The sequence below is a fragment of the Sulfidibacter corallicola genome (assembly GCF_017498545.1).
In the GTDB taxonomy this organism is placed as follows: domain Bacteria; phylum Acidobacteriota; class Holophagae; order Acanthopleuribacterales; family Acanthopleuribacteraceae; genus Sulfidibacter; species Sulfidibacter corallicola.
Genome location: NZ_CP071793.1, coordinates 5580366 through 5602397 on the forward strand (window position 1 = coordinate 5580366; position 22032 = coordinate 5602397).

Here is a 22032-nt window from a genome sequence, read left to right on the forward strand (position 1 = left end):
GTTCGGCGCGCCGCAAACGGGCATCCTACGGAAAGCCGGCATGAGGTCCGCCACGCGCAGGCCGATGAACATGGGGTCGATGCCCCACATTGTAACATCGATTGATGTTTCGGTTCACATGGGTAAAGTGTGGATTTCCAGCGGCCTTCCGGCGCTTCTGGCGGGATGGGCGCCGGTCCCGGTTTCGGCCTCGGTTTCGGTTCGCTTCCGGCTCAGGCGTGATAGCCCCATTTCAGGTACTCTCCGAACAGCTCTTCCATTTTTCGGGACCAACCGCCATCGGTGGGGATTTGGTCGATCTGGCCGGTGTCGCCCTCGAGGGCGAAGATGAAGGTCATGGCGGGGGTCTGGTTCACGCGAAACGGGCGAATCTCGATGGTCAGAACGTCGTCGGCGAGGTTCAGGTCCTGACAGCGGTGCAGCCAACGCTCCCAGAAATCCTGTTGCGGCCGGGTCATGTGACAATTGCCCAGCCGGTTTTGGAACAAACGCCGCCGAAATGTCCAGATCCGTCCTGTTTCCAGGTCGTTGTAGAAGGGAATCCGCTTCGGATCCGGGGGGCCGAACCGCGTGTAGGTGCCTTCCAGAATCTCGGGGGGCCAGTGTTCTTCGGGGTAGATGTTGAGGTAGTGGATGACCTTCTGGCGGTCACCGGCACTCAGGTACAGATTCACGAGGCGTGAGGCCATGCGTGGGCGCATTTGGGCCAGATGGTCGCTGCCGGTTCTGAAGAGCCTTGCCGCGACGAGGTCCATCAGTGGCGTGCGCCGCTCGAGAGATTGGAACAGCGACTCCAGCGACAGGCGTGAGGTCTCGATTTCGGTCCAGACGAAATCGGCAGGTTCGGGCTGGGGCTCCGCCTGCAACAGGCGCAACAGCCAGGGATAGCTGCCGAGCAGCATGTCGTCAACGCCCAGCGGCGCGATCTGGGTGCGCACCAGGTTCATGTCGCTTCGATTCGGAACGCGGTGGATCAGGGCGAACAGCGTTTCGCGCAGGCGTACGTCGCCGCGATGGGCCAGGATCGCGACCACGACGGCCAGTACTCGCGTGTTGGGGGATGTGGCGTAGTGGTCGCACAGCAGTTGGAGCTCGGAATCCATCAAGGTTTTGGCGAACGGTCCGATTTCGAACGGCTTCATCTGGGCCAGCCTCTTGAACAACGCCGTCAAGCCCAGCGGCGCTTTTTCCGCGCCCGTGGGAAAGTCCGCCCCGATGCCGGCGAGTGCGTCCCGCATGCGTTGTGGGGCGAAGGGAAACAGTGGCGCGGACATGGTGAAACCTCTCCATCCCGAAGCGCGCGCGAACCCGAGGTCGGATTGCGTCAGCGCTGGGTTTCTTCGTTCAAATCGCGGTAGATCTGGCGAAACAGTTCCGCCTCCTTGAGGCGGCAGCGAATCTCGATGCGGCGCGAACGCACCGCGTCTTCCTTGCCCGATTCGTCGTGGATCAGATGGGCGTAGGAACGGCCGCTGGCCACGACCATTTCCTGCAGTCGCTTCTCCTGATCGCCGGCGTGGATCAGAAACTCCTGCATCACCGCCAGCGCGCGCCGTTGCGACAGCTCCAGGTTGTAGAGGTAGGTGCCGTGGGAGTTGGTGTGACCTTCGATCTCGATTTGCTTGATGAAAGGATGGAAACGATCCGAGAGAACCACTTCGATGTAGGCTCGGAAGATATTGGCGAGCTGCCGCTTGCCCTGATCGCTCAGCTCCGCCTGGCCCTCACCGAACAGAATGCCCGACCCGATCTGCAGAACGCCCGTTTGGGGATCGATCCGTACCTGTTCCGTCAAGAGCGCCCTTTCCAATTCCATGGTCAGGTCCATTTGAACCGTGTGGAAGGAACTCAGGCGTTTGCGTTGCACGTCGATCCGCCGTTCCTTTTCTCTCACGAACTGCCCGTACTGAAACAGCATGACGATGACCAACAAAATGAAGACGAAGAGTACGCCGGCCATCAAATCACTGTAGGCCGCCCAAAAGTTGGGTTGATCCTCTTCGCCGAGGGCTTCGGTTCGTCGCCGGATCATTTGCGTTTACCCAGCCACGAACTCTTGGGGGCGTCCGACCCGGCCGCCGCCGGCTGCTCGTCGGTTTTCTTCAGCAGGGCCAGGGCTTCCAGCGAGCCGTTCATGTCTTTCAGGCCGGCTTGGAAATGCGTCATGCTCTGGGCGAGGATCCCGTCCATTTCCTCGTGAACCTGGAGCAGCGATTGCCGCAGGCGTTCGTGGAATTGTTGGATCCCGTCCTTCAAATTGTCCTGCAGGGTTTTCAACTGGTCGCCGTAGTCGTCCCAGTGTTTTTCCAGGCGATTCATGTGGTGCAGCATCATTTGCTGGTTCTTGAGCAGCTCGTTGCTGGCGGATTGGCTGGACGTGATGAGCTTCCGCAGGGTGACCGCGGCCTCGTTCATCGCCTTGATCGTCGCTTCCTGGGTCTGGTGTACCCGCGCCACGTTGGCGATCGCCTCTTGGGTGCCCGTCGCCATGCGGACCTGATCCTGAACCCCGACCTGTTGTTGGTCTACCAGTGTTTGGCGTTCCTTCATCAAGCGGTCGAAGACCCCGGCCATGTCCTTGCTCAATTGCGTCACTTGCTGGTAGCTGCCGCCGATGTGGGAGAGCTCCCGTTGAATCGCTTCCAGCGTGGGACCCAGCCGTTGGTCGGGGTCGCCGGATTGGGACAGGAGTGCCGGCAATTGCGCGAGACCCACCTGCTCGAACGCGCTCACGAAGGCGCGTTGGACCCGCGACTCCAGGTCTTCGCCCGCCTCGGCCTCCTGGGCCTGATAGGCGAGCATCTGGGCGTTCAGCTCTTCGGGGAGAAACAGAAAGGGTTTGACGTGCAGGGTTTGATAGAGCGCGTAAAAGGCCGACTCGAAGTGGCCCATCAGCGACTTTTGCGCCCAGGTCCACCACAGCGAACCGGCGATTCCGGTAATCGAGGTCAGGAAGGCGATGCTCATGCCGCCGAGCAGGGTTTTCACCCCTTCGGTCAATTGCTCGGCATCGCTGGGGTCGAGCCCCGAAATACCCAGGGCCAGGCCCAGGAACGTGAACAGAATCCCGGCCCCGGTCAACAGGCTCGCCATGGCCTGGGTCCGCTCGTACGAGGGGTGGATGCGAAAGTAACGCTTGCCGTCGCACATGTAGTCGAGGTCGATCATCCAACCGTAGGAATCGAAGGCCCGAACCGGTTCGCGCGTACAGGTCCGCAACAGGCTCTGGGCGATATCGCGGGTGACGGCATCCTCGTCCTGGGTCAATCGGTTGGCCACCGCCACGATGGATTTGCCGTCTTGACAACCCCGCAAACTCTGGTCCAGGGTTTCGATCCGTTGGATCGTGTGGCGGTACGGGCGGAAGAGCCTGATACTTTGAAGTGCACAAAAGAGCGTAATTCCGATGCTGAGCAGGATCGAAAAGAGCAACAGCATGCGTTGGGTACTCCTGCAGTGGAAGGTAGTGAAAAGGGCAGAGCTTGTCGGTTAGGATCCAACTCTTGATTCGGCAGTTTGACCGAGCTTCTTGAGGTACCGGCGCATGGCCTGCGTGCTTTGGGTCAGGAAAACGGACGGGCCCGTTTTCGGGTGGATCGACCGTCATCATCATGGAGAAATGGACGGCAAGCGTCAACCTTACGCGAAATATTGAATTTAAAAATGTTATCCCGGTTACCAGCGGGCGGGAACGATCTGGTTTCGCGGGTTTGGCCGGCTTCTCGGCTCAAGCGAGCGTGCCCTCGTCGAAGGCCCGTTCCAATTCGGCCAGTTCGGCCGCGAAGGAGCCGGAAAGGATCGGGTAGCGCGCCCAGGTTTTGGGGTCGAGATTGCTGTCGTCCAGGTGAAATGCCGGGGCGTAGCGTTCCCGCTTCCATTGGGTCGTGGCGAACATCCGGCAGAACTTGGCGGTCCAGTGCAGCAAGGTTCTGGCGGGGTACCCGTCGAACCTTTGGCGGAGGTCGGCGAACGCCTGGGCAGGCGGTCTCCGCCGCCCGATGAGCGCATCTTCCAGGGCGTCCAGAACCTCGTAGGGCATCAGGTCTTTTTCGTCTTGCTGCACCTGATCCGGTGGGCGCAATTCCGCGGTCGGTTCCTGTTCGTTCACTCGCGACAGAATCGGGAGTGGGGGAATGGTGGCCAGGCCTTCGCGTTCCATGTGACGCAGCCAGGTGCGGAGAAACGTCTTCTCAACGCCGGCGATCGGTGCCAGGCCGCCGCAGGTATCACCGTCCATGGTGGCGTACCCGACCGCCACTTCCGAGCGGTTGCTGGTGGAGAGCAACAGGCTGCCCGACAGGTTGGCCAACATCCAGACACTGGGTCCGCGTACGCGCGCCTGGATGTTTTGCAGGGCGATGTCGTCCCGGGACCAGGTCAGCTCCCGGTCGATCGCCTGGCTGATGACCTGGGTATAACCGGCCACCAGGGGATCCACGTCCAGCTCCAGGTGAACGGCGCCCACCGCTTCGGCCAGTCCCGAGGCGGCGAGCCGTGTCACGCTCCCCGAATTGCGGGTGGCCTGATAGACGGTTGTCAGTAACTGGTGCGCCAGGGTACCCGCGTCGTCGACATCGAGCTCGAGTCCCGAAAAGTAACTCAATTTTTCCTTGCGATCCTCGAGGGACAGCTCGTTCAGAACGCGATTCGCCATCACCCACACCAGGACCGCAACGGTACTGCTGTCGACGCCGCCCGAGAGCGAAAGCGTAAATCCCCGCGATCTGCTCTTGCGCATGTAGTCGAACAGCGCCAGCGAAGCCGCCTTGGCAAATTCTTCTTCGCGAGAAGGATAAATTCGTTCCGTGTGAACGGGGAGCGGCGGGGTCGGTCGCGTCTCGCGCGGGGCCGGCAGGGTGACTTCGACCTCGGATTCGCTGGGGTTGTAGCGAAAGTCGTGGGCCATGACCAGGCAATCGTCCAAATACAGGCGCTTGCTGCGGTTGACGATGGCGCCGCCGTCCGCGACGAGCAGCTCGCCGTCGTAGATGGCGCGACCCGATTCGCAGCCGACCAGGTTGGCGTAACCGTAGCCGACCCCGAACCGGGAGGAGCTATCCGCGACGATGCGCTCGCGAATGTCGGCTTTACCCATGCTGAAATGGCTGGCGCTGGCGTTGAAAATGAAATGAGTGCCCTGCAGGAGACGACAAGGGCGGGCATCCGGATCGACCCAGGCGTCTTCGCATATCTCCATCGCGAATTGGAAGGAGCCGCGGCGAAAGCGCAGGCTTCCGACCGGGACCGGCCGGCCGTCCAGGTCTACCTCGCCTCGGGTTCCGGGCGGCCAAGGCTGAAACCAGCGGGGTTCGTAGTGAATGCCTTCCCGGGCCAGGTGACTTTTCAGGACGAATCCCCGAATCTGTCCCTGGTTCATGACGGCCACCGCGTTGTAAAGCCGGCCCTCGACCCACAGGGGCAGCCCGGCGAGGATCACTTCGTTCTCGACTTCCGCCGCCAGCGTTTGCGCTGCCGCCAGGGCTCTCGCCGCCGTGTCCGGATGGAGAAACGCGTCTTCGCAACCATAACCGGACAGGGCCAGCTCGGGAAAGCAGAGGATTTCGGCGCCCAGATCCCGGGCCATGCAAAACGCCTTGCGGATGCGGCTCAGGTTACCGTGCCAGTCCATCGGGATCTGATTGAGGCCGGCGAGGGCGATGCGAATGGCGTGGTGATGGAGCATGAGACCACCTCCTGGCGGAAACGAAATGAATCGTGAACAAGCATAGCATCTTAGTGTTATTTTTACACTAAAAAGTTGAGCCGGTGGCCGCTGTGGCACCAAACCCTTCTGCCCTCGACGTGGTCCCGGCTATTTGGAGAATTGGTTCATGATGCGATCGATGGCCCGAAAGTGGGTCAGGACGTTGCGTTCGCTCACATCGATGAAGCCCTTGTTGGGAATGTTGCCCATCAAGGTTTTCTGGCGGGCCTCCTGGGATTCCTCGCCGTAGAACACGATTGCGAATCGGCCCTGGACCGTCGCGCAGAACTTGCGCATGAACGAAGCGTGATCGGGCTTTTTGGGGTCGAGATAAATCATCAACAGCACCGGACTCGTGGCGAGCGCCGTGCGGATATTGGCGATGTTCGCGTCGGAGGTCAACACCTCGTACTTGCGGCATAGGCACCCATACCAAAAATCCAAATCTTCCTGTTTGTTGCCGATTACCAGGATGGAATTGGGATTTTTATCGCGGGGGCGGACCAGAATCGACTTGGCCGTGGCGATGGCGCCGGCTCGTTCCGCCTCCATCTGCGCCGTCGACTGGCGGAACACCCACTGGTTCAGTTCTTCCTGGGCTTCGTTGCTCAGGTTCTTGATGCGCACGCCCACCTGGTACACCATGGGATAGGTGGTTTCCGTGACGGTACCGATATGGCGGATCTCGGCGTCGAAGCTGAGCTTCAGATCCTCGCCCAGTTTGGCCTCCGCCTGAATGAGCCCGCCCTTTCGGAAGACATCTCCCGAGTTGCGGGAATCCTCTCGAAACGAAAAGCCCATTCCCTTCGGAGAGACGTTGAGGATGGTGCCCTCGTAGATGTTCAGGTCCGGCGTATTGAAAATCAGTTTGGAGCCCGGCGGGATTTTTTTGGTGCGCTTCACGCTGCGTTTCTCGTCCACGTAGATGTACTCGGGTCGGGTGAACTTGAGACCGCGCATGTTCTTGACGGTGGTCAGGCCCACGAGCCGAAAGTGTCCCTTGAGTAGGGTGCTGCGGAAGGGAAAATAGAGGACCAGCTCCTGGTGTCTCAGTTGGCGCACGTCGTCCAGATGGCTGAGGTTGTTGTCGAGAATGAGATGGCCGCCGTCCATGTCGAGGAAATGGGCCGAAAAGCTCATGAGATTCGATACGACCCGCGCCGGGATACGGCGCTTACAAGCCACGCGCAAGACCTGATCCAGAGCCTGACCTTCGATTCGTTTGGATTTCTTTTTGAACATCGAATCAGTGTCTCACAACCAAAAAATTTCGGGGACAGGGGAACTGGCGTTACGGAAAGCGAGTTTATCTCTGGGTTTTCCTGCGGTGGCGATCGGTACATCGGGACCGGCAAGGCGATGAAACCTGGCGAGAGCGGGGGGGATTCCGTTCAGTGAGGCCACCGAAGGGCAGGCTTGAGCCGAAGGCGGCTTTCGGCCTACCCTGCGCCGCCTCGGCATGTTCGTCGTGAACGACGTGACAAGGCGCGCACGGTTGGAAAAATCGAGAAATTCATTCAGATCCATCGGCAGGTAGTAGCGCAAAATTAACCGAATCCCACGGCATCATCCATCGCGAATGGAAACATCCATGAATATGGGGTCACGATGTGGCGTGCCGAACCTTTTTCCGAGGAGGAAAGCTGAAACGGGTTTTTTCGGTTATGCAAAAACCCTGTCCGATGGTGTTTGCCAAAAAAACGGCAACCGGACTGGATTTTAACCCGAATAGGTGTGAACTAGCGAGCCAAGGAAAGGAAAGAATGAAGACAAAGGCGTTTTTTGGCAGGGTTTGCGTCCGGTGAGCGGTGCTCGATCGGCAATGACTCCCGGTTCCACCCTCTGTGGGTTTCTGAGCGGGGACTGAAAAAAACCTGCAACCCCCAAACAGAAAATGACGGTCGGCCAGGCCGAACCGTCATTCTTTCGATCGGGAGATTTGTGGCGGTGCCGTCAAACTCGGAATTGGTTGACGAGGCTCTTGAGGTCCGTGGCGAGCCGCGACAGTTCACCGGCCTTTTCCGAAACCGCCGTCGATCCTTCGTACACCTTGGAAACCGAATGGCTGAGGACCTGGGTGTTCGAGGAGACGTTGCCCGCGCCCTTGGCCGTGACCTTGGCGCTGTCGCTGATATCGTGGATCAAATTGGCCATGGACGAAGAGTTCCCCGAGATGTCCTGGGCCGCCTGGCTCACGTCGGTCACGTTGCGCGAAACTTCCTCCAGCGAGGAGGCTGCTTCCGCCGTGGTTTGCGAAACCTCGTTGGTGGTGACCGACTGCTCTTCGACCGCACCCGCGATGGTCAGGTTCACCGAGTTCAATTCGTTGATGATATTCGTGATTTCCTCGATCGCGGAAATGGAGGTTTGGGTGTTTTGCTGCATCTTGTTGATCTGTTCGACGATGTTCTGAATGGCTTCCGCAGTCTGTTTGGAAAGGTCCTTGACCTCGTTGGCGACCACGTTGAAACCCTTGCCCGCATCGCCGGCCCGCGCCGCTTCGATGGAAGCGTTCAGCGCCAGCAGGTTGGTCTTTTCCGCGATTTCGTCGATCACCTGAACGACGCGGCCCACCGATTCGGCGCTTTCGCCCAACTGGTTCATCAGGTTTTGGGTGACCTTGGCCTTGTCGGCCGCCGTTTTCGAAACGTTGGCGGCGTGCTCGGTATTTTTGGTGACCTCGTTGATCGTGGCGGACATTTCCTCGAGCGCGACCGCGATCGTGTTCGTATTCTCGGAAACCTGGGTGGCCGTTTCGGATACCTGGTTGAGGGTCGCACTCATTTCTTCGACTGCCGAAGAAACCGAGTTGACGTTCAGGGTGGCGTTTTCCGCGGAGCTGGCGACGGAGTTGATGTTGGTGGACATTTCCCCCGTGGCCTTGGCCACCGTGATGGTCTTCTGGTTCATTTCCTGGCTGTTGGTCGCCATGCCCTGGGCCACCGTCGCGAGGGATTGGGAAGCCTCGCTGAGATCCATCGCGCTTTCGTTGATGTCCCGCACGGTTTTCTGGAGCTTGTCCAGAAAGAGGTTGAACCAGTTGGCCAGCTCGGAGAGTTCGTCCTTGGTGGTAATCTGGATGCGTTTGGTCAGGTCGCCCTCACCCTCCGCGATGTCTTTCATGATGGTGTTCATGTTGCCGATGTTCTTGGTGATGCGGCGCACGATGATCAGGCCGACGGCCAGACCGAGCAACAATCCCCCGATTCCGATGACCATGCTGGCGCGCCGGTTTTCGGAAACGGCCTGTAGCAGAAACTCTTTGGAAAAATACATTTTGACGAAGCCGGAAGAATCGGCCAGCGGGGCGACGACCTCGAAATGGTTGTCGAACTCGATCGTTTGCTGTTTCTGGGATTTCGAGACCACCTCGTCGAAAATTTGCGCCAGCAGCTTGTTGCGCGCCTGACCGTTTGGCATGCCCTCCATTTCGGAGCGTTTGGAACTCGCCGTTTCCGCACTGAGCACGACGCCGTTGTTCAGGCCGCAAATCAGGTAACCCTCGGCGTCGTAGACGTTGAGCAGGGTGACCGTGCGTTCGTTCTGGCGTTTCTGCAATTCGTTGATACTGTTGACGACGGTTTCCACCCCGGAAGCATCCTGCAGCAGGCTGTAGGCGGCCATTGCGGTGGAGAGGTTGTCCACCATCAGATTGGAGATGTAGGCCGTGTCTTTTTCCGAGATGGCCTGTCCCAATTCTTTTGCTTTAAACGGAAAGTAAACGATCATGAACACCAGCAGGAATCCCATGATGCCGATCAAACAAAGAATCTGGTATCTGATGGTCGAAGGAATGATCTTCATAATCCAACCCTTTTCCACAATAAAATCGTGAAGAGGACCCGGCAGGAGGTCCTCGTCCGAAAGATCCTCACCCTGAAACGATGTTTAGTCCTGGTGGACATTGCCCGCGCCCAACCAAAATTCACCGTATCAATTGATGGTTGCCGCAACTTTCAAAATGGCGGGGTTCCAGTTGATTTCCTCGGCTTTGCTCGACGAAAGATTCAGAATGATTTTGGGTTTCTTGTTTTCGATTCCGATCCCCAGGGTCACGCCGTCGTTGACGAAGGCGGGAATACCGGTCACGCTCAGGATTTTGTTGGATTGCGTAAAGCCGATGACGTCGCCGGGAGATTTACCCACGTAGACCACCTGCGGTGAACCGCTGGGAGCGTCTCCTTCCACCACGTCGTTCAACGTGGCCTTGCCCGCGGACTTGCCCACCAGTGCTTTGAGTTCCTTGGCGATGTCCGGTGCACCCACGACCTGAATCGTGAAGGGTTTGTCGCCGAGATTGGTATAAAAGGCCAGCAGCTTCATGATCAATGCGGCCTGGAGCTTGGCGGGTGCCTGATCCTGGGCCTGAACGGGGGACGCGATGCCCGTGAAAGAAATGAAGCACACCAAAATGAGAAGTCGGGCGAGTCCTTTCTTTTTCAACATAAGGCACACTCCTGAATTCAAATTCGAGTCGTTCATGCCCTCGCTCGGAAGCTGCGAGCGGCATGAAAAATCGTCACTTGTGCAATGAGATGATGAGATAGGCATGATTTTACATCCATTTAAAGTTCGGAGCCACCCTTAGTTGGCGTGACGCCAGGGATTTAGACCGTCCCGACCATGAACTTCCCGAACCACGGGAGTTCCACACTTTGCTCTGGGGTCGATCGATGTTTCGCGGAGTTGAAGGAGCTTGCCGCCAATTCGGCTCTCTTAGGTCGTTTCGGTTTCTTTCGTTGATGCTTAACACCGTCATCCGGGTGTCGTCCGGATTTTCGGTCGAGAAGGAGGGGTGACATCGCGGGCGCGGGCTGGCGCGGATGGAAAAGGTTTGAGAGGTGCGAGAAGCTGGTCGATTCGCGTACGCCGAATGCATCACCTCCGGAGAGGATTTCGATGCGTACGAAAGTCGAAGTTTTCTAAATTTTCGGAAGAGGCCGTGCGACCGGAGAGGCGTCGCGGGTGAATTGGGAAAAACAACGACATGAACGAAGGATACGAATACCATAATACCTGTATGTCACTTGAGAGAAATGCTAAAAAAACCGAACGAACTGAATTGTTGGAAAGAAACTTCGTTCTGTTTTTTGAGGTAGATCGTGATATTTCACTAAAAAAGCCTTATCGGAAACAAGTTGCTGAATCATGAATACGGGATACAGGCCCTCCGGGGATCGCTTTGGTTTCGGATTTCCCAAGTGTGATCTCGATCCTCCATTTCTCGCTGGGTCCTGGTAAACTCTCCGCAGTATATCTCTCCATTCGAGCCTTCGGGGATCCGCCTTACCAATATCGTCCTGGAAGGACCGGACCGGGAAAGGTCCCGTCGATCGAGATGGAGCCGCCGAGGCTCGAACACGGAAACCTGTCCATCGATCGCTCGGAGTGCTCGATCCAGGAGAGGGCGCCGCTCCTTTTCCGATCCTCGAGTGTCGTTTTTTTCGGTTACTTCGCTGGAGTTTTCGAAGATGACCCCATGCCAACGATTCGTCCCATCCCTGCTGGGCTTGCTCCTCGCGTTTTCCGGAACGCTCCTGGCCAGGATACCCGAGACCATCTCCTCCGGCCCCCTGCGAGCCGAGGCCTCGGCTTGCATTGCTCCCAGTGCGCACGCCGCATTGCTGGAGCGGGTCCGCCGCCTCCAGCGCCGCCACGAGGATGACGATCGCGGCACGCCGACCGACAAGGCGCCGCCCCTCTTCGTGTCACCCATGGCGAGACTGGGTCATGCGCCCGGATTCGCCAATTGGGCCATCAGCAACTACGTGGATCACGATGCCGAATTTCCGCGGCACATTCTCGATTTCGAGGGCGGCGAACGCAGCTACGATTTGGAGAGCGGCTACAACCACCGGGGAACCGATTTCGTGCTCTGGCCTTTTTGGTGGCAGCAGATGGCGGACGAAGTGGTGGCGGTGGTTGCCGCCGCACCGGGCCGGATCGTGTTGAAGCAGGACGGTTTCGCCGACCAGAACTGCGAAACCGGGGGCAGCGGCCTCGATTGGAACTTGATCGTCGTGGAACACGCCGACGGGTCGGTCGCCTGGTACGGTCACCTGAAGCGTGGAACCCTGACCGAAAAGGACATCAATGCCTGGGTTCGCCAGGGGGAGTTTCTGGCCTATCCCGGCTCTTCCGGTAACTCTTCCGCACCTCATTTGCATTTCGAGGTTTACGACCATCAATCCAATCTGATCGATCCCTTCGCCGGCCCGTTCAACCCCACCAGCCCGACCAGTTGGTGGCAGGATCAGGAACCCTACCTGAGGCCCAGCGTGTTGCGGTTGATGACCCACCACCGTGCACCGAAGCTGGGTTGTGTGGATCGCGAAGAAGTCAATGCTCACGAATACTTTCAGCCAGGCATGGCCGTGTTCGCCGGTGCCTACCTACGCGACCAACTGGGTACCTTGCCCGTAGATTTCAGCTTGAAGGATCCGTCCGGTGACGTCTACGAGTCCTGGGACAACCTGCTCACGACCGACCATGTGTCGACATCCTTTTGGTATTGGAACCGGGTCTTGGAGCCCGATGCGGCACCCGGTATCTACACTTTCGAAGCACGGCTCGACGATCTTCTTTATCGTGACTATTTTTCGGTGGGCGATCTGCCCGTTCCGGAAATCACCTTTTCCTCCGGAAGTGGCGGCGCCGTTCCGCCCGGCACCCCCGTCGACCTTGCCTGGGATACCAAATATGCGACGCGGGTCGTCATCGAGCCCGATGTGGGCGAGGTGGACATTCGTGGAAGCCTGACCCTTCAGGCCTGGGAAACCGTGGAGCGAACCCTGGTCGCCACGGGGCCGGGCGGCGAGATGCGCCAAGCCTTCTCGGTGAGGGTCGACACCGGCGATCCCGTGCGTCTGGTGGGTCACGTCACCAGAGAGCGCTCCGGGTTTATCACCAAATTCATTGTTTCCAATCGTTCCGACGAGACCCAAACCTACCGGATTTTGGCGTACGACACCGAGGGTCAGGCCTTTCCGCCCTTCCAGGCCACCATTGGTGGTGGGCTCACCTTGACGCTGGAGAAGGAAGCCCTATTGACCGAGGACCCGGTCTCCCACTTCGTGATTCAAGCACCGGACTCGGTTTCTTTTGTCGCCGCCTACCAATCGACGGAGGCCGGCAGCCCCGCCCATGTGCGTGAAAAAAGCGACTTCGCCAGCTCCTGGCGGTTGTACCCTGGCGACTGGGAACGGGTGTGGGACGGTTTGGCCATCGTGAACGTGGGTGCCCAGCCGGCGAACATGACCGTCGAGCTGAAGGACCAGGGCGGCAATCTCCGGGCGACTTTCGGCCCCGAGCGCCTGCAGGGCCTGGCGCCCATGGCGAAAGCGTTGATCGTGCTGGGCGATTTGGAAGTCCGCCCCAATCCCGGCGACTATTTCACGCTCACTTCCGACGGGCTCGTCGCCGTAACCGCCCTTCGCGGCGATGCCAAGGACCATCGTTTTCTCTGGGAAAATCTGGCCATCCGGGAATGAGAAATGTCGCGAACATCGGTGTCTCGTACGGTCGCCGATGGTCGTGCCCGGTAGGTTCAGCAGGGGCGGTAAGCCCGCCGGCTGAACATTTCGAAGTAATCCAGGCGAGGAGTTCCCGCATGCTTTGAGGATCGGCGCGGCTGTAGGTTGGCCGGCTCGGCCGACACTTCGAAGCGATCATGGCTGCGAAAGTTCAGAACGCCAAAGAGCGAAGCTCCAATAGAAACAGGAGCTTCGGAATGTGCGACCAGCGATCGCACCTACCTGACCAAACCGGCCGTGCCATACCGGCCGTGTCATACCGGCCGTGTCATACCGGCCGTGCCATACCGGCCCTGCACGACGACTCTCTCAGGTAGCCGGGATCACCATGCTGGCTCGCTTCGCGTAGTTTTTTTCTTCAAATCAAGCTGGGCGCCCGCCCGGTTTGTTCGCGGCTCTTATGTAACAAACTCTGTAAAGCTCAAAGATAAAGATAAAAACCTAACAAGGCGGATATACGGGGAGTTCGTCAATAAATGTCGGCCCAGCGGGCATACCGCCCGTGACCAACCTACCGGGCACGACGCCCCTCTCACAAATGCGGGAACTCCCAAGCGATTCGCTTCGATTAGTTACCCACCTGAAACCCGGTGGCCTGTGTGCCGGACCACCGGCAATTCGGTCCACGGCCTGGCCAGCGACTCCGTGGTGTGTAGGCTCGCGGGCGGGAAAATCAAGATGCCTGAAAGCAAGAAATCCTGGATAAATGTGGCCTCTTTTTGTGTGAGAAAGTTCGCTCGCCGATTTTTTTGTTCGGGCGCATGCTGGTATTCCGGGACCAGATCGCCTCGCGTCCGATTCAGGTCCCTGTTCCGGTCGAGCACCTCTGGATCGGCTTCCCACCGAGGCTGAACGCAGCCCTTTCCTAGCGATGCGCCGACTCCTCTTCTCCAATGCCTAGGCGGTGAAACGAGCTGTCTTCGAGCCCGGGTCGGAACGGGCACCCGCCTTCGAATCCAGGGGAGATCGGCTACATTATTTATATATGCCGAGAATATGGTCCGTTTTTATTCAGGGCCGGAAAAGTGGGGCTCGGTCACCCCGGCCGCGCATCCGAGCGGCTCCCGGTTCGATGCCTGCCAGCCGGTGGGCCGAGGAAAAACGACCCGAACCGATAGAAAGGCGCGTTACCATGAATGGTGCGGGCGGTACTGGGATTCTCACCCGGATAACACCTATCACCTTTGTCTGGAAATTGATGAAACGATGGGACGGAACGGATTTTGTGAGGTTAAGTGTTGCGAGAAGGAAGCAGTGAATTAGCACATTAGCATGTATTTTGAGGAACACCAGGGCGTTATCGCAAAAAGCGAGGCGATTAGTGAACATTTGTTCTCTTTTTTTTGAGTAAAATTATTGGCGTGTCACAACCTCTCTGTTGTAAACTTATAAAAACAAGGGTTTTGTGTTGAAAAATCGACTGATGCCGGTCAATCAATCCCTGAATTGCATGTTTTTTGACCTGATTGGTGCTTATTTGCATGAGGCTTTTCTTGTCTCGGTCTGACTTGCGGCAATCGGATCCGAAGATGGCCTGTCGTGGATTTTTATTGGTAAATGCTTCTTGCATGGAAACTTGAAGGATTAGCAAACTTGGAGTTCATTGAACCTCGAGGAGTTTACTCACGGAAACAAAGGGTAATCAGATAAAAAACACTCTTTTCGTGCTGAATAGTCGCTTTCCTTTGTGAAAAAAAATGGCATAATATGGTGAAGATTATTCGTATGAGGTTTATTCACAAATGTCCAATGTTCAAAATGAAGAACGCATTTTTGCTGCTGACGAAATGCAGATCAGGAAAGTCGAAGATGAGTGGGATGAAGCTACTCTTCTTTCTCAAGAGGGTATCTTTTTCCTGAAGGATGTGGTCAAAGCGTTGGAGCTGAGCCCTGTCAAATTAAAGAAGGAAGCCAAAGATTGCAAAGATTCGTGGGAAGAGATGGGTATTCGGAAAACTTGGACCCATTGGATTGTACGTATGAAGGTTTTCTCCAAGTGGTATGAAGCTCGGCGCCCAAATCGCATCAAACGCGTGAATCCGGAATGGGACGGTAACGAATTACTCCAGCAGAAAGGTAAATTCTTTCTTACGGAAGTCTGTGAAAAAATCCCGTTTAGTTCTCACCAAATCCGTTACCAAGCGAAAAAGAATGTCAATGCCCGCACCGAATACGGCATCTGGAAAGAGCCGGAATACAGCGCTTTCGTGGTCCAGATGGAGATTTTCTCCAAATGGGTCCGCAAGCTCTGGGCAGGAGATTTCTCCTGATCTCGATCCAGCCGTCAACACAAGTGATGGGGCTTGATTTCGTGGGTCTTGCCCCGACATTCAAACAGCCGCACGGTTAAGCGCTTTGTTGCCCATTTTGAAGCGCTTACCTGTGCGGCTTTTTTATCGCCAGAGATACGAAAACTTCATGAAGACCTGATGCGAGTCGTTGTGCAGGTCTTCGGTCAGCAGCAACTGGTTCCGATCCGCGCCGTGTTCCAGCAACACGTTGATGTAGTTGCTGTTGTAGCCCAGGTAAAAAGCGGTCCAGGGATTGACGAGGTAGGTGAGCAGCAGGTCGCCGTTGAGATCGCGGCCGCGCGGAATCCGGGTTTCCTGCTCGTTGACCCGAAGGGACTCGTATTGCGCGATCAGGCGTGCGCTGAGATGGCGATTGAACTGCCAGTTCAGCTTGGTGCGGTAGATGAGGTTGGAAAAAACGAAGGCGTCGTTGTCCTTGTTGTCCAGCTTGAAGTACAAAAGGTCTTGGTCCAACCGGAAGCGGGTGATCGGCCGCCAGATGAACGACAGGTTGAAGTCTTCGTAGGTGCCCAGGTTCGGCGCGAACTCACGGTGGCGCACGAAATTCGGTGTCTCGCCCTGCTCGTAGTAGGTGTCCAGCGAAAATTTCTTGAAAATCGAGGTGGTGATGCTGGCTCCCGCGTGCCAGAACTCGAGCTTCGTTCTTTCGGTCAGCGCTGGAAAGTCAACGGGGCGAAGGGTTTCCCTGGCGATGGAGCCGTAGAGAAAGGCGGTCGTCTGGCCTTCGAATTGCCAGACGAGGTTTGGCGAGAAATTCTCTTCCTGCGGGGTGCCGTCCTGGTCCCAAAAGTTCTCGGTCGAGAGGTTCAGGCCCCAGGCGTCCAGTTTGCCGTTTTCCGGTCGGCTGCGCAGGGTGGTGAAGGTGTGGACGTTTCGGTTGTCGGGGCGATAGACGCGCCCGAGGAAACCCGTCGGCGCGCGGAAGTCCTCTCCCACGTCCACATAACGAATGAAGGTCGTGACATTGCGCCCGTCGCGTACGAATAACGCGTAGTAGGCTTCGTCCTCCAGCTCCATGATCGCGCCTTCGTCCGCGTCCAGTTCGTCGTTGCGGCTGTGTACCGCCTGCACCTGAGCCGTCCAGTTGGCGTTCAGGGTAAAACGACCGTCCACGCTGGCCACGTCGTTGCGGCGACCGTTGAGTTCGCGATGGGTATACAGCATGCCGATTCGCGACTGAGAGAATACGTCCCGTGTCAGTCGCGCGATTCCGTAATTCGCGTCGTGCCCGTAATCTATGTGGTTCGGGTGAATTTGTCCGGGAGCCTTGTCGTTGGCGATCAGGGCGCCAATGGCGTAGGGTCCGGATTTGCCGGTCAGACGAATGCCGCCCTCGGGTTCGATGATGCGACGTGTAAATACCAGGCGGATCGGCAACTTGAAAATGTCCGAGTTTTCGATGAAGAAGGGCCGGCGTTCCGGAAAAAAGGTCTCGAACCGATTGTTGGTCACGATTTGCGGTTGATCCGACTCCACCTGGCTGAAATCGGGATTGGCGGTCAGATCCAGAACCATACTTTCTTTGAACACGAACTTGGCATCCAGCCCGATTTTGGCGTCGTTGTCGTCCGAAATGAAACGCGGCCCTTCTTGAGGGTCGTTCTCGAGCAGTTCGAACGAGCGCGCCGTCACGAACGGAATGAACTGGTGGTTCTTGCCGCTGGTGATCTTGGTGTCGATACGCAGCCGGCCGGCCTGGTTCAACTTGCCCTGAATGGCGCGCAAATAGCGTGGCCAGTGGGAATCCTCACTGAGGCGAATGATGCTGCGGCTGAACATCACACCCCAGACCTGCTCTCGCTCCGGAGGAAAGCGCAGGCTCTTGAAGGGCACCACCATGCGGACGATGAAGCCGCCCTCGGTCAGGCGACCTTCCGAGCGCCAGACGGTATTGAACGAACTGTCTTCGCCGCTGCCCTCGGTGAAAATGCTGTCCCGCTGAACGCCGCGGGGATTACAGGTAAAGGTATAGGCGCGGCGTTGATCGTTGAAGGTGTCGATGACCAGGCTGACCGTATCGTCGTCGCCAATGGATTCTCGTGGGGCTAAGCTGTGTCGGACCTTGTGGGGCTCCTGGTCGAAAGCCAAAAATACTGCATATAGGTTTTTTTCATCGTGAGACAAGTATACTTCGGTCCGTTGGCTCGCGTTCCTGCCGTCGTGAGGATGGCGTTGGGAAAAGCCTGTCGCGGTTACCATGTGACCGCTGACCCTGGGGCTGGCGGTCATCCCCGAGAAATCGTCGAGCGTTGGGATCTCGCTAAAATAGGGGACCGAGAGCTGCGGAGTCGTGACTTCGGGGGAGAGGTCCCGGTAAGTGGGGCCGATCCACAACGATGTCAAGAACACGATGAAAACGACCAAAAATGCCTCCAATCCGGTCGTCGGTATTTGCCTGATTACCATTGATTTCAGAGGGTGCTGGATTCGCGCAAGCGCAAGTATACCCAATTCGCCTAAAAACACCTAGAACATCAAGGGCAATATTCATTTTTGTGATTTATCGCGTCTTGTTCTGTCTGTCCAGAAGTTGATTGACGGCATCTTCCAAAGTTGTTTCCGGTTGTGGAAGCGCTGAAAACAACCAGTCCGAGTAAATTTGACTATCTTGATAAACAAGTAAACCCTCTTCGTCCGATTTGGAACGGATGCCCGTGATCTGCTGATTTTGGATCCGGAACACCGATTGAAAGGGTTGGTCCTCGCTTTCTTCCTTGGGTTCGTCGAGTTCCTTGGTGCCCACTTCCATCAGGCGAACCGCGGCCCGGTTCAGGTTCTTGACCGAACTCATGTCACTCGAGGTCAAGTACACCAGCTCCCATTCTCCATCTTCGGTCATGGGGTCGGTGTATACCTTGCGCACGAAGCGCGGCTCCTGTTCCACCATCTCTTCCAGCGAAAAGGGAAAGCGACCGAACTTGAGGTAGAAGCGGCGAATGCCGTCGGCCATGTGTTGACCGCGATACATCAACTCCTGCTCCTTGAGCCGCTGGCCGGCGGTGGCCAGCGGCTGCATGGCCATGGCCATCATCAGGCTGAGCGTCGTCACCAGGATGATGGCCACCAGCAACATGTGCCCGCTGGATCGGGCTCCGAAGGCGTTGGCCATCGATGTGTCGCGGAGTTTGTGGCGCGCGTCGCGCTCGGGTTTGCTGGGTGGGGGGTGGATCTGTGTCACGGCTTCACCACTCCGAATAGAAGGTGCCGTCCAACGCCCGATCGGGGCTGCCGCTCTTGATATCGAACAGGCCGGGTTCGTAACTGCTGTCTTCGTCGGCGAAATCGCTTTCGTAGATCAGGGTCCAGGTCTCGCTCGAGTTGGTGAGGGGGTCGCGCGGGATCTCGCGCAGGTAACCCTCGTCGACCAGTGTTTCCAGGCCTTCGGGATAGTGGCCTTTGTCGTGATTGTACTCGTCCAGGGTCATGCGAATCTGGGCGAGGTTGTGGCGCAGTACCGTTTCGCGCGACTTCTGGGCCGTATTGCGGTGGGTGGAGGTGGCGATGCCGGCCAAAAGGCCGAGGATGGTGAGCACGACCATCAGCTCGAGCAGGGAAAACCCGGACCGCACCGGTTTCCGGTAAGCATGGAATTGCATGGACCTGCCTCCTTTCGTCAAGTTCGCGTGCATCGAGGGGTGGCCGACTACCATTCGGCGTACTCCGTGCCGTCGAGCGCGACCCCGTCGCTCAACGAGTAGATATCGAACAAGTTTTCGCGACCCCAATGACGCGAATCCGGTTCGTCCTGGGCCGATCGCAATCCCCACTCGGCCTCACCGGTCATGGGGTCGAGCGGGATGCGCCGCAGAAAGCGCATGGTCTGACCTGGCTGTTTCTTGAGCGGGACACCCAGGATCATTTGCTCGAAATCGGCCGGATAGCCGAGCTGCTGGATGTCGTCCAGCGCGATCAGCCCCTCGTCGTGGGCCTTCTTGAAGCGGTCGATCGCGGTGCGGACCTCCAGCAGGCTTCGTTTGAGTTCGACCTCCTTGCGGCGTTTGACCAACTTGCGGGTGGTGGGTACCACCGCGGCGGCCAAAATGCCCAGCACCGTCATGGCGATGATCAACTCGAGCAGGGTGAATCCCCGCACGAGTCGATGACGGCGGAGGACCGCGGTCATCATGGAGAGACCTCGAAGCTGGCGTTCAGGCCTTCGGCCGGCAGCGGGTTGCCCTCGGGATCGACCAGCGAGACCTTGACGAACTCGAGGTTGCCGTTGCCGGGTGCCTTGGCGCGGAAGGACATTTCGGCCAGGATGCCCGAGCCGCTGAACGGTTGACCGGACTCGCGTTGGCTCAGGACCATGCTGAGTCGACCGCGCGCGTTATTCCACGCGGGACGCAGCAGCGGACGCTGGCCGCGCGCATCGAAAAACTGACCGATTTGCACCGATTCGGCCTGAAGAACCTCGGGATCGTAGGTCACCACGATTTCACCGGAGCGAAGATTCTCCACATTGGTGATGAAAAGCTGAACCTGAACCGTGTCGTCCTGGCGCGCCTCCAGGTTGGGCGGCATGAACGACATCATCGCCGGCGTGGGTTCCGGCTCTTCGGGGTCGATTTCGGCATCGGTGCCTTCCGTGGCTTCCTCACCCTGGGTGATCTCCCTTTCCTCGGATTCGGCGAAGGGGTCGAAGGCGGGTTTGCCGCGCGAACCGTGCTCGTCGGCGTTGTCTTCCTCGGCCTCTGCATTTTCGGGCGAGGTGCGCGGAATCAGAGGTTGGTCCGCTTCTTCGGCATCCTTGGTGTCGGCCTCGCGCTTGGCCTTGGCGTACAGCGAGGAGAGGCGCAGGCTGCTGACCTCGTAGGGCGCGCGATCGGTCTCGTTGATGTCGGAGCCGCGGATCACGACGGGTCGAATGGTCATGATGATGTCGGTTTTGGAAACGGTTTTCTCGTCGTTGGAGAACAGCCTGCCGAGAATGGGAATGTCGGACAGGCCGGGAATGCCGCTGAGCGATTTGCGCTCGTCGTTGGTCAACAGACCCGCCAGCACGTTGGTCTCGCCGTTGCGCAATCGGATCGACGTGCTCACCTGGCGTTTGCCCAGGATCGGCTGCAGGCCGGCGGACAGGACCGAGGTGATTTCCAGAGTCAGGGCGAGCGTGACTTCCTGGTTGAAATGCACGCGTGGCTCGATTTCGATGCTGATGCCCACGTCGTTGTAATTGAAGGAGGTCAGCGCCTGGTCGCCCACGTTCGAAAAGCCTTGGCTACCCGCGAGTTGGGCGCTGGTGAAGGACGTACTGGCGATCGGGATGCTCTGGCCGATCTTGATGTTGGCCTTCTCTCCGCTGGTGACGCGCAACTGCGGATTGGAGACCTGGGTCGTGTCGCCGTGTTCCTTGAGGAAGTCGATGGCGATGGCGGGCACGATGGTCAGGTAGTCGTTGGAGCCGAGACTGGGGAACACGCCGCGCAGGCCGTTGACGTCCGAGTCGTCATCGCTGCGGTTCACCGGATCGGCGGCGACCGCGGCGCGATAGAGCGGTGTGGGGCTGCTCAGATCGGGGTTGATCGGCAGGATGCCCAGCTTGTGCGAGCGGCTCTTGGAGACTTCCAGCAGCTCCACCTCGATGATCACCTCGGGCTTGGCCTTGTCGTTGGCCGTGATGATTTTCTCGGCCAGGGCGATCTGCTCCTCCGTGCCCTTGATGGTGATCGCGTTGAGGGCTTCGTTCTCCGCGTACTCCTTGATGCCGCCCAGCCGTTGCAGGTGCTGCTTCAGGTCGTTGGGCTCGATGTTGGAGAGATAGAAGGTGCGAATGATCTGGTTGTCGTAGCGGTCGCGATTGTTCTTGTTGTCTTCCAGAATCACGATCGTGTTGTCGTCGATGACCTTGAAAAAGTGGCGGTTCAGGACCATCAGCGTGTCGAGCGCCTTCAGGAAGTCCAGGTTGCGCAGATCGAGCGTGATCTTGTCGTCGCGGATCTTGGTATCGATGACGATGTTGACGTCGTAGCCGCGGCCGAGCGCCTGGTAGATGTCGCGAACCGAGGTGGGCTTGGTGAAGATCAGGTCCAGGGCGCCCCACGTCTTCGGCTGTAACTGCGGCAGGTTGCCCGAACCGATCGTTTCGGCTTCGGCCTCCGCCTCCTCGATGCTCTTTTCCAACGCCGCTTCGCGTTCCGTAATTCGTTTGGCGAGAAAGCGGGCCTCGCCGTTGTTGGGATCGTAGGTCAGCACCAGGTTGTTCTCGAACTTCGCTTCGCCGAGCTTGTTGCGTTCGAAGTAATGAACGGCGCGACGAAGGTGGCTCAGGGCCGCCTGAATGCGCGCGCGCTCCATTTCCAGTTTCGCCTTGGTGCTGGCGGGGTCCTGCTCCAGGATTTTTTCCCAGAGGGTGAACGCCTCGTCCCAATTCTCGGTTTCCGTGGCTTTGTTCGCCTTGCGGATTTCGGGCTTGTACAAGCAAGCCGTGGTCAGGGTCACGCACAAACTCAAGGCGCATATCCACACGATTCTCTGGCGCATGCCG

General features: G+C 58.0%; 14 protein-coding genes. 2 read left to right on the top strand and 12 right to left on the bottom strand.

The window, feature by feature from the left end:
* Nucleotides 1-212: 212 nt before the first annotated feature.
* The 7 genes from J3U87_RS16905 to J3U87_RS16935 form a co-directional block, all read right to left on the bottom strand.
* Nucleotides 213-1274 (bottom strand): hypothetical protein, encoded by a 1062-nt coding sequence (locus tag J3U87_RS16905; RefSeq protein ID WP_237384232.1) that lies wholly within the window; start codon nucleotides 1272-1274, stop codon nucleotides 213-215.
* 50 nt (nucleotides 1275-1324) lie between these two features.
* Entirely contained in the window at nucleotides 1325-2032 is a 708-nt protein-coding gene (locus tag J3U87_RS16910) for an OmpA/MotB family protein (protein ID WP_237384233.1), read from the bottom strand.
* Nucleotides 2029-3438 carry a hypothetical protein gene (locus J3U87_RS16915; protein ID WP_237384234.1) on the bottom strand — a complete coding sequence of 470 codons (1410 nt, stop codon included), beginning with the start codon at nucleotides 3436-3438 and terminating at the stop codon, nucleotides 2029-2031. The genes J3U87_RS16910 and J3U87_RS16915 overlap by 4 nt, the downstream gene beginning before the upstream one ends.
* A 289-nt stretch (nucleotides 3439-3727) precedes the next feature.
* Nucleotides 3728-5683, bottom strand: coding sequence for an NAD(+) synthase (gene nadE, locus J3U87_RS16920; RefSeq protein ID WP_237384235.1), 1956 nt, complete (start codon nucleotides 5681-5683; stop codon nucleotides 3728-3730).
* A 129-nt stretch (nucleotides 5684-5812) separates the two neighbouring features.
* Complete coding sequence (locus J3U87_RS16925) at nucleotides 5813-6946, bottom strand: PilZ domain-containing protein (RefSeq protein WP_237384236.1); 1134 nt, start codon at nucleotides 6944-6946, stop codon at nucleotides 5813-5815.
* 711 nt (nucleotides 6947-7657) lie between these two features.
* Complete coding sequence (locus J3U87_RS16930) at nucleotides 7658-9508, bottom strand: methyl-accepting chemotaxis protein (RefSeq protein ID WP_237384237.1); 1851 nt, start codon at nucleotides 9506-9508, stop codon at nucleotides 7658-7660.
* A 129-nt stretch (nucleotides 9509-9637) separates the two neighbouring features.
* Nucleotides 9638-10150 (bottom strand): YfiR family protein, encoded by a 513-nt coding sequence (locus J3U87_RS16935; RefSeq protein ID WP_237384238.1) that lies wholly within the window; start codon nucleotides 10148-10150, stop codon nucleotides 9638-9640.
* Between the two features lie 1025 nt (nucleotides 10151-11175).
* Here J3U87_RS16935 and J3U87_RS16940 point away from each other — a divergent pair.
* A complete protein-coding gene (locus tag J3U87_RS16940; protein WP_237384239.1) occupies nucleotides 11176-13194 on the top strand; it encodes a peptidoglycan DD-metalloendopeptidase family protein in 2019 nt (672 codons plus the stop codon).
* Nucleotides 13195-14978: 1784 nt separating this feature from the next.
* Nucleotides 14979-15506, top strand: a complete 528-nt coding sequence (locus J3U87_RS16945; RefSeq protein WP_237384240.1) for a hypothetical protein — start codon at nucleotides 14979-14981, stop codon at nucleotides 15504-15506.
* Nucleotides 15507-15629: 123 nt separating this feature from the next.
* On the opposite strand, the gene J3U87_RS16950 is transcribed toward J3U87_RS16945, so the two are convergent.
* The 5 genes from J3U87_RS16950 to J3U87_RS16970 form a co-directional block, all read right to left on the bottom strand.
* Nucleotides 15630-17912 carry a carbohydrate binding family 9 domain-containing protein gene (locus J3U87_RS16950; RefSeq protein WP_237384241.1) on the bottom strand — a complete coding sequence of 761 codons (2283 nt, stop codon included), beginning with the start codon at nucleotides 17910-17912 and terminating at the stop codon, nucleotides 15630-15632.
* A gap of 136 nt (nucleotides 17913-18048) precedes the next feature.
* Nucleotides 18049-18726, bottom strand: coding sequence for a hypothetical protein (locus J3U87_RS16955; protein WP_237384242.1), 678 nt, complete (start codon nucleotides 18724-18726; stop codon nucleotides 18049-18051).
* Nucleotides 18727-18730: 4 nt separating this feature from the next.
* Nucleotides 18731-19144, bottom strand: coding sequence for a type II secretion system protein (locus tag J3U87_RS16960; RefSeq protein ID WP_237384243.1), 414 nt, complete (start codon nucleotides 19142-19144; stop codon nucleotides 18731-18733).
* A gap of 47 nt (nucleotides 19145-19191) precedes the next feature.
* Nucleotides 19192-19674, bottom strand: a complete 483-nt coding sequence (locus J3U87_RS16965; protein WP_237384244.1) for a type II secretion system protein — start codon at nucleotides 19672-19674, stop codon at nucleotides 19192-19194.
* Nucleotides 19671-22028, bottom strand: a complete 2358-nt coding sequence (locus tag J3U87_RS16970) for a cohesin domain-containing protein (protein ID WP_237384245.1) — start codon at nucleotides 22026-22028, stop codon at nucleotides 19671-19673. The genes J3U87_RS16965 and J3U87_RS16970 overlap by 4 nt, the downstream gene beginning before the upstream one ends.
* Nucleotides 22029-22032 lie beyond the last annotated feature (4 nt).